The organism is Halomonas sp. MS1 (genome assembly GCF_024182575.1).
Taxonomy (GTDB): Bacteria; Pseudomonadota; Gammaproteobacteria; order Pseudomonadales; family Halomonadaceae; genus Vreelandella.
In genome coordinates this window covers 481,041-494,357 of record NZ_CP098926.1, presented here as the reverse complement: position 1 = coordinate 494,357, position 13,317 = coordinate 481,041, and the positions used below count along the sequence as shown (strand labels likewise).

The window sequence follows — 13,317 nt, the reverse complement described above, 5'->3', positions numbered from 1 at the left end:
CATTACATCTGGGAGTCTTCGGGCGGCTCGCCGATGGTGCCTGGCATTGCTTGCACATGGCCCATCTGTTGACCTGCCAGAGTAAGGAAGTGTAGATGGCGTTCGTACTCTGCCACGAGATCACCAATCACTTGACCACGGGTATAGCCGTTCAGGTCTTTATCTTGACCGCCTTCAGCTAAGTACACGTCCAAACGGACATAGAAGTCGTCATCCGCAGGTATAAAGCTGGGGGTACGCATACGGTGCGGACATACCTGGTAGACAAAACTAGTGGCATCGCCCAGGTCAACCTGCAACGTCAGATTGGGAAGCGACTCGCCATCAAGATGCTCTTCGGTAACGTTGGCGGTTTGGCCTCGGCTTTCAAGTTCTTGGGCAAATTGCGTCATCGCTGGGCGAATAGAGTGCTGAATGGTTGCTGCGGCACCCGCACGGTTAGAGGTATCCAGCGCACGATCCAAACGCTCGCGCCAGTCGCCGCCGGGTGCGCCACCGGCAATCATACGACGTGCGTCGGCCTTGCTGCCTTCCAGTTTCAGGGCTTTATACATTCCCACCATGACGGCGAAAATCACCAATGAGAAAGGCAGGGCGGTAATCACCACGGCACTTTGCAGAGCGTTTAAGCCGCCAGCCATTAACAGGGCGATGGTGATCAAGCCAATCACTGCCGACCAGAAAATACGCAGACGGATTGGCGCATCATGGTTAACGTCACTCAAAATAGAAGTGAAGTTGGCCAGTACCAGTGCACCGGAATCCGCAGAGGTAATAAAGAACACAATCCCTAGTACCGTTACTACGGCTGCAGTAAGGCCTGCGTAAGGGTAGTACTCAAGCAGTGTATAAAGCGTGGTTTGCGGCGTGTTGAGTGCCTGTTCACCCAGCTCGACCACTCCTTGGTTGGCCACCAGCTCAATGCCGCTGTTACCGAACACCGACATCCATACCATCATAAAGGCCAGCGGAATAAACAACGCTCCAGCGACAAATTCGCGGATGGTACGGCCACGTGAAATACGTGCCAAGAAAAGGCCGACAAACGGTGTCCAGGCAATCCACCAGCCCCAGAAGAAGATCGTCCACCACATTTTCCACTCTTGGGCGCCTTCATCGGCAAACGCGTAGGTGTCAAAGCTGGCACCCACAAACCCAGAAAGGTAGTCACCGGCGTTATTGACCACTTTATCTAGTAGGACCAGGGTATCGCCTGAAAAGAGTACAAATAGCATCAGCGCTAGCGCGAGCAGCATGTTGAACTCAGAAAGACGGCGAATGCCTTTCTCGACGCCAGTCACCACAGAAATGGTTGCCAACACCACGACCAGGACGATCAAAATCACCTGTACGGTGAGGGTTTCAGGCACACCAAACATGTAGGTGAGGCCGTAATTGAGCTGCATCACCCCAATACCCAGGCTAGTGGCGATACCGAATACAGTGGAGACAACAGCGGTAATGTCTACGGCGTTACCAATCGGCCCGTGGATACGCTTGCCTAAAATTGGATAGAGAGCGCTACGGATCGCCAGTGGCAAGCGATGGCGGTAACTAAAGTAGGCCAGCGCCATACCCATCAACACGTACAGCCCCCAGCCGGAAAGCCCCCAGTGCAGATAGGTTTGAACGACGGCCTGACGCATGGCCTCTTGGCTTTCAGGCGCTAGATCAGGGGGTGCCAGATAGTGGGCGACCGGTTCAGCAACGCTGAAAAACAGCAGGTCAATACCGATACCTGCAGCAAACAGCATGGCTGACCACGATAGCAGCGAAAACTCAGGTCGTGAGTGATCTGGGCCAAGGCGAATGCTGCCAAAGCGCGACATGCCAATAATCACCACAAATACCAGATAAGCCACAATCGCCAGCATGTAGTACCAGCCGAATGTTTTACTAACCCAGGCAAGCCCAGCATCGAAGAAAGCGCCAGCCTGTTCGGTAAACAGCATGGTAAGAATCAAGAAAAGCAGAATTCCCGCCACGCTCCCGTGGAAAACCACGGGATTGAGGCGGTCGCGTGAGGGGAGGTTGGGGTTGTCTTTCGCCATGGAGGCGGACTCCTGTTGTTAAGACAAGAATTAAAAACAGCGTTATTTTTGAATGAACGTTCAAATAAAATACGCGGTTTAAGTGCTCACTTCAAGTCACGGGGCAGCGTTCAGACCCGCGGATAAAGCGCTTTTCAGGAGTATAGAAACAAAAATGCCCGGCTAGGCCGGGCGTTAGAGCAGGGTTTGACGTTTAATAAACGCTTACTCTGCCGCACTTTCCTCTGCAGGTTCGCTATGGTGTCCACGACGCTCATGATCGCGCTTGCCATGAGCGCCTTCACCCTGGCGACGCTCGTCATGCATCTCGCGCATGGCATCGCGCAGCGCTTGTTGCTCTTCTTCGGTTAGGATCTCGGCCACCTGGGCCTGGTGCTCTTCGCGCAGCGACAGCATGGCATCTCGGTGTTCAGCGCGTGCTTCGTTTAAGGCAGTTTGCTGCTCTTCGCTTAAACCGGCGCGTTGATAAGCTTCTTGGCGGTACTCTTCCATGCGTTCCTGCATTGCTTCGCGGTCAATACCTGCACTGCTATGGTGGCTGGCATTGGCGCTGAAGGCTAAAGGCATAAGGGCAACGGCAAGTAGTGCAGGAGCAAATAATTGGCGAAGTGACATGTTCATAACAGACCTCGAAACGTTTAAAAAAGTGGCAGTTTATCGATGTCAGTATCTAGGGGCTTGGTGTAAAACGTTTGCACAAAGTGTGCAACAACCGTGACCTTATTTTAGCTTACACGGTCACAATCACTTGGGTTGGGGGCTCACTGGATTTAACAACTGGACTTAAGATCTGGACTTAAGACCTGGACTTAAGACCTGGACTTAAGACCTGTGATTAAAAACTGTATTGAGGGGGCGTATTGAGGAATTTTACATGCTGGATTTACGTATTATGCGTCGATACCTGGGCGTAAGCGCGCTGACTCTCTTGATGAGTGGCTGCGGTGCAACGCATCAAGCCAGCCAGGGCCTACCTGCCATTGAGCAGGGGATGCTGAACACCCCGCAGACCTTTACTCGACTACCCGCCCAACGTTATACACCTGATGATTGGGCGCAAACATTGAGCGCCCAGGTGCTATTGCCGAACGCATCAGACGCAGAGCGTCGACCAGCTGCGCTCATTGTGCATGGCGGTGGCTGGCGCAACCGTGGACCTGACGACATGGAGGCGATTGCTGAGCAGTTAGCAGAGCAGGGATATGTGACAGTGAATATTGAGCACCGCTTTGCTCCCGAGTACCGATTCCCTGAACAGCTACATGATTTGCAACAGGCGATGAGCTGGATTCACAGTAACGCTGAGCGTTGGCAAGTGGACACTGACCGCATCGTGGGCGTTGGCTTTTCTTCTGGCGCACATTTGATAAGCCTGCTTGCCTTGGCTGGCGATGAAGGCCCGCTTGGCGATCCTTATGGTGGCGAGCACACAAAGCTAGCAGCGGTGTTGGTCGGCGGTTTACCCAGTGACCTGCTGAAGTTTGATGACGGCCGCTTGGTGGTCGACTTTATTGGCGGCACCCGCGCCGAAAAACCAGAGGCCTATGCGCTGGCTTCACCTGCGCGGCAAATCACCCCTCAGGCACCACCGTTTTTTCTGTTTCATGGCAGTTGGGATCAGCTAGTGCCCGTTGATCACGCAACTGACTTCTATCAAGCACTCCAGGCCCAGGGCACTGAAAGCGAGCTTTACTTACAGCGTGGCTATGGGCATTTTGCCAGCTTTCTGCTGCGTGGTAGCGCTATTGACGCGGGAATCGCGTTTCTTAATCGGCAGGTAGTCAGTAAGGATTAGACTTTAGTTGCGTTCTGGTTTTATGCAAGGTTGATGACAGTTTCGGGGAGTAGCGTTCTAGGCTCACTGAGAGATATCTGTGCGAAAACCAAACAAACCTATAAAAAGAGAGCCACGCTATGTTTAACACTTCCAGTGCTTCCTTATCGTTCGATATCAAATCGATATTGGTAGGGGCAACGGCCGCCATTGCCTCTCTATCAATGGCGCTTCCTGCTGTAGCTGACGACTTTCCCTCTCGACCGCTCAATATGGTGGTAGGTTTTGGCACCGGCGGAAGCGCGGATCGTATGACCCGCATGATGTCAGGGCCTATTTCCGAAGAGCTAGGTGTACCGGTACAAGTCACTAATCGCCCCGGTGCGGGTACTCAGATTGCTTCTAATTACGTTCTTAACGTGCCTGATGATGGTTATACCGTCTATGCCTCGACGTTTGCTCCGTACTTAACCAACTCGATCCTTACTGGTGATGCAGAGTTTAGTGTCGACGACTTTTCCTATATCAACTTCCAGTGGTTTGATTTGGATCTAATCGCTGCAAATAAAGACAGCGGTTATGAAGACCTGCCAAGCCTGCTTGAAGCGATCCGCGAAGAAGAGGGTCAAGTACGCGGTGCGGTGGTTCAAGGCTCTGCTGGTCACTTAATGGTGCGGTTGCTACTTGATGAAGCAGGTATTCCCCAAGATAACCTCAACTTGGTGACCTATAACAGCGGTGGCGAAGCTCGTTCAGCGGTAGCGGGTGGACAGGTGGATTTCGTCTCTATTAGTGCCCAGGGCAGTGAGGGGATCCGTGAGTTTTTAACCCCATTGGCGATCGTAAGTGATGAACGCATTGAGCAGTGGGATGCACTTCCAATAAATGAAGCGCTGGCGCCGATGAATCTTGAGGTGCCCGTTCTTCAGGGCTCAATGCGCGGCTTTGCAGTGACCAGTGAAATGGAGCGCCAGCATCCTGAGCGTTTTGAGAAGATCTCCTCGGCTATTCAAAGTGCGCTTGCCCGCAAAGATGTTCAAGAGCAGCTTGAGCGCAACGAAATGGGCGGCGTTTGGGTAGGCCCAGAGCGCTCCAACGAGCTGATGCGCGAAAACTATCAGGTGTTTGAAAAGTACGCTCACTTGCTTAACTAGTTTTCACGAACAGCTTTTCCGAGCTAATCCTTCCATGATAGCTGGCCCCTCACATTAATGAGGGGCCAGTATGGGGTTTTACCATGTCTGAATGTAAACGTGACTATGGGGACTTTATCGTTCTCATGGGTCTGGCTGGCTTTACACTATGGTATTTATTAGACGCCATTCGCGTATCCGCCACACCGCAAAACCTGCTGCTTATATTGCCACTTGCCGTTATCGTGTTAGCGATTATTGCACTCGAGTTGATCCTGCGTATTAAACACGGCTCGCTGTTTCGCTCCTCTGAAGAAGAACCGCTGCATAAAACATTACCTGTTGTGGGTCTCTTCGCCGTCTATGTGCTGTCGCTTGAAGCGATAGGCTTTGATATTGCCACCGTAGCGTTTCTGGCGCTTTTCCTGATCCTCAAGGGGGAGCGAAATTGGTTGTTGGTAGGTGGCTATAGTGTCGCTTTTGGGCTGAGTGTCGCGTTCTTTTTCTCGCAGATGCTGCCGTATCCAATGACACTGCTGCTGCTTCCAAGCTGAGGAGATACCATGATTGATTTTGGCGCAGTAGGGCAGAGTTTGGATCTGCTTTTTTCTAATTTTGGCCCTTGGTTGGTAGTAGTACCGGGTATCGTACTGGGGCTTATTTTTGGCGCAACGCCAGGCCTGCAGATATCAATGGCGATGGCTATTTTCCTGCCGATGACCATGTACATGGACTTTATTCAAGCCATGTTGTTTCTTACCGCTATTTTTACTGGCGGCTCATTTGGTGCCGGTATCCCAGCCATTTTGATGAATATTCCGGGCACCTCTTCGGCAATCGCAACCGCGTTTGATGGTTACCCCATGGCGCGGAAGGGGCAGCATAACCAGGCGTTAGGTGTCGCGTTAGCCTCCTCGGTTATTGGTGCGCTGATGGGCTACGTGGTGTTGTTCTTTATGATACAGCCGCTTTCCTACATGGTGCTGAGATTGGGGCCAGCAGAGATGTTTGTAGTGATTCTCTGGGGGATGACGCTGATTGCGAGCTTAAAAGGCGAACAGGTGCTTAAAGGCTTGATTGCAGGATTTGTCGGGCTGTTAGTGGGGACGATTGGGTTTAGCGAAATTGGTTTAGCACGCGGGACGATGGGGCAGACTTACCTGTTGGACGGCATCCCCGTCATTCCTGCCATGATGGGGATGTTTGCCGCCTCAGAGCTATTTAAGCTAGCTAATAAAGGCTTCATCGTTGAATCTGCCGATGCCCGCAAAGTGAAGGTGAGTGAGATCTTCGAAGGTTGCAGAATGGCGATGCGCTACCCCGTTGTGATGATTCGGGGTGGTTTGATCGGGGTGTTGGTAGGAGCGGTACCTGGTGTGGGCTCATCCGTGTCTAACCTGCTCTCTTACATAGAAACTAAGCGCCGTGATCGGGATCCTGATTCATTTGGGAAGGGCAATCCGAAAGGGGTCGTGGCGTCTGAAGCGGCTAACAGCAGCTCCGAAGGGGGCTCGATGGCAACACTGCTGGCACTAGGGATTCCCGGCGGTGGCGCTACAGCGGTAATGTTAGCGGCGTTTGCTATGCATAATATCACTGGCGGCCCGCAGTTTATTCGCCAACAAACCGATGTGGTTTACGCGATCATCTTCGCTAACTTTGCCCAGGTATTTTTATTGGTAATTATTGGCTTACTGTTTATTCCGCTATTGGCCAATATTGTCAAAGTGCCCATGCGCTACTTGATTCCTTCTGTGTTGGTGCTTGCGATAATGGGATCCTTCGGGCTAACCGGCAATATGACTGGGCCCGCTACGGTGCTGGTGTTTGCGGTGATCGGTTGGATATTTCGCCACTATGGCTACTCCGTACCCGCCGCCGTGATCGGCATGTTACTGGGCTCGCTGGCTGAAAAATCGTTACTTCACTCCTATCAAATCAGTGGTGGTGATATTACCTACGTTTTTGAGCGCCCAGTCACGTTAGCAATTTTTGCACTGTTGCTAATCTCGCTGTTCAGCCAGCTGCTCATGAAGCGGCTTAAAGCACGCCAAGCAGCCATTCAACAATGATTTGACATGTTGCAACGAATCGTCTGACGTTGAACCGCTATCTCGCACTCACAATGTAGGGTGCGAGTAGCCAATGCCTCTGTTATGTAGAGAATGTCACAGAGACTTTAAACCCACCCTGTGGTCGGTTGCCCAGAGACAGTTGTGCCGAATGAGTGATCGCAATCTGCTCTACAATGGCCAGCCCCAGCCCGCTACCAGAAGAGTGTTTGTTGTGGCGGAAAAAGCGTTCGGTCAATTTGCAGATTTGTGCTTCATCTACGCCAGTGCCTTCATCGCTCACCGTTAATATTACTTGGCCTGCGTCAGCCGTTAGTGCAACGGTGATGACGCCTTGGTAAACATGCTCTCCACCTGCATGCAAGCTGGCATTCTCAATTAAATTGGTGACTAACCAGCGCAACAAAATAGGGTCGCCAATGACATTCGGTATCGCTTGATGTTTTTCAAATGCGAGCTCTTGGCCTAGCTTATAGATAGTGGGGGCAGTTTGAGCGCAGGCTTCCTGACAAATCGCTACTAAATCGACGTTCTCCAAGTGAGATATATCAACCAACTCGCTGCGCGTTTTGGCATATTTAAGTAGTTGCTTCACGGTGTGGCTGGCATGTTCGGTGATGCGTTGAATCTCTTTTAGATTAGTCTGCGCTGGTGAAGGAAGGGGCGTTTTAAGCGACACCTCGGTTAATGCGCGAATCTCTGAAATGGGCGTTCTAAGCTGATGCGAAACATCGGCATTGAGCTGTTGAGTGCTTTCAATGCTGCGCCGCATACGCTGCATCAAATGGTTAATACTCTGGATGAGCGGCAAAATCTCTTTGGGAGCGGCATCATCCAAGGGGTGCAAGTCATTGGGTGAGCGTTGTCGCAACGCCTGGCTTGCCGTATTGAGAGGTGCCAGACCTAGATGAATGGCTAATAGGGCAATGGAAATTGCCAGTAGGCCTGTTACGGCCATTAACCCTGAAAGCGTTACCATAAAGTCATTAGTGAGCGTGTGGCGCGCTTCTTTTGATTCGGCTACCACTATTTCAATGTCTACCGATTCACCACCTCGGTAAAAGGGCAGTGTAAGCGCCACGGCGCGTAATGCATTACCGGCATAGTCGACGTCATAGAAAATGGGCGCTTGAGACGTTCTGGGAGGATCTGATAAACCGCTAAAGCCTGCGATCATGCCACCTTCAGACTCTTTAATGCGATAGAATATTTTCCCATCGCCTCTGCTGCCAAGTGTACTGATGCTGAAATAGTGCATATTGATGCGCAGCTCACCATCCACCGTGTAAATTCGACGCTCCAGCCGCTGAGCTGCGTTAAGTAGCAGATCATCAAAGGTGGCATTAATTTGCCGAGACAACAGCAGGTGACTAGAGATCAATGCCAAGATCGCGAGGGCGGTGAAAGGCAGTCCAATCCATAAAAGCAGCCGACTGCGGATCGATTGGCGTTTATGCATCGCCAGGGGCTTTCATGTCTTTAGGTTTGCAGTCTTTAGCTTCCAGGTAATAGCCCAGGCCGCGTACCGTTTTTAAGCCGAAATCGTAGCCAATCTTTTTACGAATCCGAGAAATGTACGTTTCTACTGCGGCGTAGCTAACCGACTCATCGGAGGTAGATAATCGGTCGATAATTTGATCCTTATTAACGAGGCGATTTTGGTTTATCAGCAGGTATTCCATAACTTCTAACTCTCGGCGGTGCAATAGCAAAGGTTTTCCATCTAGGCGCAGCTCCATGGCATCGGGGAGAAACTCTAAGCGCCCGCATTGTAGCGTTTCTCCACCAAAGTGTTTGGCACGCCGTACTAATGCCCGCGCCCGCGCTGCGACCTCTTCCAGTGAAAAAGGCTTGCATAAGTAGTCGTCTGCACCTACTTCAAGGCCATGTATGCGCTGATCAAGACTGTCTCTTGCTGAGATGATTAAGACAGGAATCGTATTCTGCTGATGACGTAGCTTGCGCAGTAGGGAGATGCTGTCCAGTTCAGGTAGGCCGAGATCCAACACCAACAGATCGTATCCACCTTGCTCAAGCATATGGAGTGCTTTTCTTCCATTGTCGGCGACATCAATGCTAAAGGCAGCCTCAAGTAGAGTGGCTGCAATAGAGTTAGCTAAATTAATGTTGTCTTCTACTACTAGCACTTTCATAAGCAATCCTGTTGTTACCCAGTGCGGTATCAATGGGGTCTGTACCATTGATATTGAGACGCTCACAGCTCACTTCATTTTGAGCCTGTCCGAACACTGACAGCCAAGACCATTCGCCTGGGTTGAGCACGAAGCCGTAGCTGAGTGTTAAGCCGGATATGATTTTGATATCACCCAACCTGGCTTCATTTTGACCTGTGATGTCGTAGTCTTCACTGACAACTTCGTCTCCTACGGTGAGTTTTTGCATGACTTCGTCGTCATAAATCACTAGCTGAATCGGCTCTGCTGAGCGAATTCCAATGCTAGAACCGCCAAAGTCACCCGCGGCGAAACGCATCGGTACAGATACACAGTGGGCTTCATCTTTCTGTTGGGTAGGCGTTTCTCTGCTAATGAGCATGCCTCTTCCGGCAATACCTCGCAGCTGTAATAAAGCGCCTGTTTTTGGTGATTCAATGATCACCACGCCTTTTATGTCACCTGGCATCACTTGCTCATCATGCTCTGTCGAGCCTGTGTTATTAGTAGCATGGCTGTAAGCTGGCAACGTTAAAAACACTAACAGTGTGCACAAGCGGGTAAATAAATGGTGCAGGTTATTAACACCTTTCATTGTCTTCTCCAACTTAAAGCGTATTACCATGTTGTGGATAGTCCATATCGTTGATAGGTGGCTCGCTCGGTAAGGCTAGTAAGATGAGCAACATCACCATGCCGATGGCGGGAATCAAGACCACTGACAACCACCAAGCAGAACGGTGAGTGTCGTGCAGTCTTCGCACGGTTAAAGACAACAGGGGCAGAAAAATTGCTAGGCTGTAAATCGCTTCTATTTTCCATGTCGGTTGATAGAAGGTTTCCGCTAAAAAAAACGCCACCGATATAAGGATGTTCACTAGGAAGAACATCCAAAAAGCTTCTCGTGATGCCCTTCCTGAAAATTGTGCGTAACGCTGCCAAGCATCAAAATACCAGTGCATGCTTTTCTCCTATCCAGAGGCTGTTGATGCGTAAAAAGTACGTGCTTAGTTAGCGTGTCTGCGTCCTCGATCAGGTTCGAGGACGTCCAGGAAAGGGATGTAGGACAAAATGACGAGCGTTAAGCAAAGATCCATAAACCCAACGGAACGGAAATGATCGCTATTCCATTGCCTTTTGTGGTGGCCCTGCTGTTGTCTATATTGGCGGTGTTATTGTTTATGCGCCGTGAAGAATCCACGCCATCGGCGTTTGTTTTTATCGCCCTATGTGCGTTAACAACGACGGTGGTGGGCCTACGTTGGACATTTGATTGGCCGCTGTTGCGCTTATTCCAGCCTATCTTGGCGTCCTGTATTCCTATTACGGCTTGGTACTGCTTTTCCAGTGCACATCAACGCTATAGGCTGCGAATCTGGCATGTAATACCCCCCGTATTAGTGACCTTAGGCTCCCTGACGTACCCATTCTGGCGTCCGCCTCTAGACCCTATGTTGACGCTTCTTTATGTGGGATACGGTATCGCGTTAATTCATGCTTCGTTTAAAACGTCGCTCCCTCCCGAGCAAGTGCGCTTTTCCGATATCGACAAGGCGTTAAAAGCAGAACGCATGGCGGGCGTGATGCTTTTGATGTCGGCGTGTATTGATGGCGCTCTAGTCGTTGATTTTGAGCTTTTTGCGGGTGCTCATGCACTGACGATTCTCACTATCGGCCATGCGGTATTGCTGCCAATACTCGCCATTGCAGTGGTTATGGTGAGCCTGAGCATCGCACCAAGTGTTAACGAAATATCCTCTCAAGATGACAAAGAAGCGCCCGTAGAAGTACCTAAAGACCAACCTCACAACCAGCTCAATGACGATGGGGGAGAGGGTCAGAATGCAGAAAACCTGAATGTAGAAAACCTGAATGTAGAAAACATAGTTCACAAGATAGACGTGTTGCTCTCTACTCAAGAAGTGTTTCTCGATCCCGATCTGACCTTGGATCGGCTTGCGCGCAAAGTCTGCATCCCGGCGCGGCAGATATCCGCTGCGATTAATCAGGTTTATGGGCGTAATGTCTCCCAAGTGGTTAACGAATACCGCATTGAGCGAGCAAAAATATTATTAACCACCACCGATAGCAGCATCACCCAGATTTACCTAGACTCGGGTTTTCAGACCAAATCTAATTTTAATCGGGAATTTTCCAGAGTCACCGGTCAAACGCCCAGCGCGTTCCGGCGCGCAGCGGCGGGTAAAGATACGGCCTAATGGGCGCCGATGAAGGCTAGAATATCTTGGTAGATGATGTGGTGAAGTTCCTGCCGTGAGTGGCCATCACCGTTTAGGCAGATAATGCCGTCACCCGGTGTTTGCTCTTCGATTAACTCAATCGCCCCCGGTTTGCACCGTTGCATAAAGCTGAAATGGGTCGCATCGGGATAAACAATATACGTTTGCTGACTCGTTGGAATGTACTGCGCCAGAAAGCCAGACTCATCCGCTTGTGGTGTGTCACCTATATCGACGCCTGCAGCCATGATGAGTGTCGGCGTCGTGAGTGATTGCAAACTCTGACGAGAAAAGCTGTGTGCCAACCCCAGGTCTAAAGAGACAACACGCTTGATTCGATCATCTCTCAGGCTGCCCGTGGGTTCGCCTGCTTGGGGTGTGTTTAAACCTAATTCCGACATGAGGCCGCAGACTCGTGGATTCTTTTGGATTGAGCATGCTGCTGTTAATTGGTCACGATCAAACTGCGCGCCTGCTAACAACATCACCGTCCAGCCGCCCAGTGAATGGCCGAGGGCTGAAATGTTATGCGTATCGATATATGGCAGCAGGTAGGACTCTTTTAACAGCCAGTCCAATAAGCGAGACAGGTCGTGAGGTCGTTGCCACCACTGAGCGGCAGCTAGCGGGGAATGATCGAAACTCGTGGTGCCAGGGTGATCAAGCGATGCAACGATAAACCCCTCTTGCGCCAGCATGGTGGCCAACCAGTTTTGATTACGCCAGTTGCCACGATAACCATGTGAGATCACAACCAGCGGAAAGGTACCCGCCAACGGAGTGCCGACCCGTATGACATCCGTACCAAAAAACGCCGGATTGTCAGCCACTCTTTCAGTTGGAGAAGTCGTTTGGGATGGATACCAAACACTGGTTTCCAAAGGGCGATCACTGTCTGCGTATAAGATAGTTTGATCAAAGCCCACCGCCGACTGTGCAGATGCTTGGCCCGTCATACAAAGCATCAATAACATCAAACCCAGCAGTATTTTCATCGCACTGTTCCTCATAGTCATTACCAACGTCATCACTATGGGGAACACCAAGACACGCAACGACCTAAAACAGGATCAAGGACGCATCCGTGGGTCTAAAGCTCGCTAAACGACTTCTGGAATAGCTTCAACTGACTAGCAGCGATGACTACCCCTCTGGCTGATATTTATATCCAACCCCGTAAACGGAGCGAATAATCTCTAGCTCGGGGAGTGCTTCATGGATTTTTTTGCGTAGCTTCTTAATGTGGCTGTCCACGGTACGCTCCGAGACAATGCGGTTATCCCGGTACATGTGATCCATTAGCTGCTCGCGACTGAAGATACGTCCCGGGGACTGCATCATGACACGCAATAGTTGGAACTCGACGGCAGTGAGGCCAAGGTCGTGCCCATTGGCAAGCGCCTGCCAGCCCTCTTCATCGAGTGTCACTGGTGCTTGCGGGGTGGTGTCGGAGGCGTCATCGACTTGCGCTGCGGCTTGGCTGCGGCGTAATACGGCTTTTACGCGGGCAACCACTTCGCGGGGGCTAAAGGGTTTGCAAACATAGTCGTCTGCCCCTAGCTCCAAGCCCAGTAAACGATCAACTTCCTCGACTTTCGCTGTCACCATAATAATGGGTAAATTAGGCCAGTGTTGACGGATTTCTCGACACAGCGTTAGTCCATCTTTACCAGGAAGCATGACATCTAGCAGTACTAATGCAGGAACGTGCTGGGTTAGCCAGGGCATAACGTCGTTGCCGTTAGCAATTATGGTCGGAGCAAAATTATTGTTTTCCAGATAGTCCGCCATTAAGCGGGCAATTTTAGGCTCGTCTTCAACAATGAGCAGTGAGGCGTCTTGGGATGAACTATTCTCAGACATAGTCAGCTCG

Annotated in this window: 13 protein-coding genes; 5 read left to right on the top strand and 8 right to left on the bottom strand. The window is 50.9% G+C overall.

Annotated elements, in window-relative coordinates:
* Positions 1 to 2 precede the first annotated feature (2 nt).
* Together betT and NF683_RS02420 are read right to left on the bottom strand one after the other, a co-directional pair.
* Entirely contained in the window at positions 3 to 2,051 is a 2,049-nt protein-coding gene (gene betT / locus NF683_RS02425; RefSeq protein ID WP_089039693.1) for a choline BCCT transporter BetT, read from the bottom strand.
* A gap of 204 nt (positions 2,052 to 2,255) precedes the next feature.
* Positions 2,256 to 2,672: a hypothetical protein gene (locus tag NF683_RS02420; protein WP_332459872.1), complete on the bottom strand. Its 417-nt coding sequence runs from the start codon at positions 2,670 to 2,672 to the stop codon at positions 2,256 to 2,258.
* 253 nt (positions 2,673 to 2,925) lie between these two features.
* On the opposite strand from NF683_RS02420, the gene NF683_RS02415 reads away from it, so the two are divergent.
* From NF683_RS02415 to NF683_RS02400, 4 genes are all read left to right on the top strand, one after another.
* The gene (locus NF683_RS02415; RefSeq protein ID WP_089039692.1) at positions 2,926 to 3,846 is read left to right on the top strand and encodes an alpha/beta hydrolase; all 921 of its coding nucleotides are present in this window, start codon (positions 2,926 to 2,928) and stop codon (positions 3,844 to 3,846) included.
* Between the two features lie 119 nt (positions 3,847 to 3,965).
* Positions 3,966 to 4,979 (top strand): Bug family tripartite tricarboxylate transporter substrate binding protein, encoded by a 1,014-nt coding sequence (locus NF683_RS02410; RefSeq protein ID WP_089039691.1) that lies wholly within the window; start codon positions 3,966 to 3,968, stop codon positions 4,977 to 4,979.
* An 83-nt stretch (positions 4,980 to 5,062) separates the two neighbouring features.
* On the top strand, positions 5,063 to 5,512 hold the full coding sequence (locus tag NF683_RS02405; protein WP_022522304.1) for a tripartite tricarboxylate transporter TctB family protein: 450 nt from the start codon (positions 5,063 to 5,065) through the stop codon (positions 5,510 to 5,512).
* A 9-nt stretch (positions 5,513 to 5,521) separates the two neighbouring features.
* Positions 5,522 to 7,030 carry a tripartite tricarboxylate transporter permease gene (locus NF683_RS02400; protein WP_089039690.1) on the top strand — a complete coding sequence of 503 codons (1,509 nt, stop codon included), beginning with the start codon at positions 5,522 to 5,524 and terminating at the stop codon, positions 7,028 to 7,030.
* Between the two features lie 82 nt (positions 7,031 to 7,112).
* Here the strand turns inward: NF683_RS02400 and NF683_RS02395 are convergent, their stop codons facing one another.
* The 4 genes from NF683_RS02395 to NF683_RS02380 are packed head-to-tail and all read right to left on the bottom strand — an operon-like array spanning position 7,113 to position 10,166.
* Positions 7,113 to 8,489: a sensor histidine kinase N-terminal domain-containing protein gene (locus NF683_RS02395; protein ID WP_089039689.1), complete on the bottom strand. Its 1,377-nt coding sequence runs from the start codon at positions 8,487 to 8,489 to the stop codon at positions 7,113 to 7,115.
* Positions 8,482 to 9,183 carry a response regulator transcription factor gene (locus NF683_RS02390; protein ID WP_253921179.1) on the bottom strand — a complete coding sequence of 234 codons (702 nt, stop codon included), beginning with the start codon at positions 9,181 to 9,183 and terminating at the stop codon, positions 8,482 to 8,484. Before NF683_RS02390 ends, NF683_RS02395 begins: the two co-directional genes overlap by 8 nt.
* The gene (locus NF683_RS02385) at positions 9,152 to 9,799 is read right to left on the bottom strand and encodes a hypothetical protein (RefSeq protein ID WP_232471390.1); all 648 of its coding nucleotides are present in this window, start codon (positions 9,797 to 9,799) and stop codon (positions 9,152 to 9,154) included. Before NF683_RS02385 ends, NF683_RS02390 begins: the two co-directional genes overlap by 32 nt.
* A gap of 13 nt (positions 9,800 to 9,812) precedes the next feature.
* A complete protein-coding gene (locus NF683_RS02380) occupies positions 9,813 to 10,166 on the bottom strand; it encodes a DUF805 domain-containing protein (protein WP_089039687.1) in 354 nt (117 codons plus the stop codon).
* Positions 10,167 to 10,319: 153 nt separating this feature from the next.
* Between NF683_RS02380 and NF683_RS02375 the strand changes: the two genes are divergently transcribed.
* A complete protein-coding gene (locus tag NF683_RS02375; protein ID WP_253921178.1) occupies positions 10,320 to 11,423 on the top strand; it encodes a helix-turn-helix domain-containing protein in 1,104 nt (367 codons plus the stop codon).
* Here NF683_RS02375 and NF683_RS02370 read toward each other — a convergent pair.
* Together NF683_RS02370 and NF683_RS02365 are read right to left on the bottom strand one after the other, a co-directional pair.
* The gene (locus NF683_RS02370) at positions 11,420 to 12,439 is read right to left on the bottom strand and encodes an alpha/beta hydrolase family protein (RefSeq protein WP_198361367.1); all 1,020 of its coding nucleotides are present in this window, start codon (positions 12,437 to 12,439) and stop codon (positions 11,420 to 11,422) included. The genes NF683_RS02375 and NF683_RS02370 overlap by 4 nt on opposite strands.
* Positions 12,440 to 12,587: 148 nt before the next feature.
* Positions 12,588 to 13,307 carry a response regulator gene (locus NF683_RS02365; protein WP_089039685.1) on the bottom strand — a complete coding sequence of 240 codons (720 nt, stop codon included), beginning with the start codon at positions 13,305 to 13,307 and terminating at the stop codon, positions 12,588 to 12,590.
* Between the last annotated feature and the right edge of the window lie 10 nt (positions 13,308 to 13,317).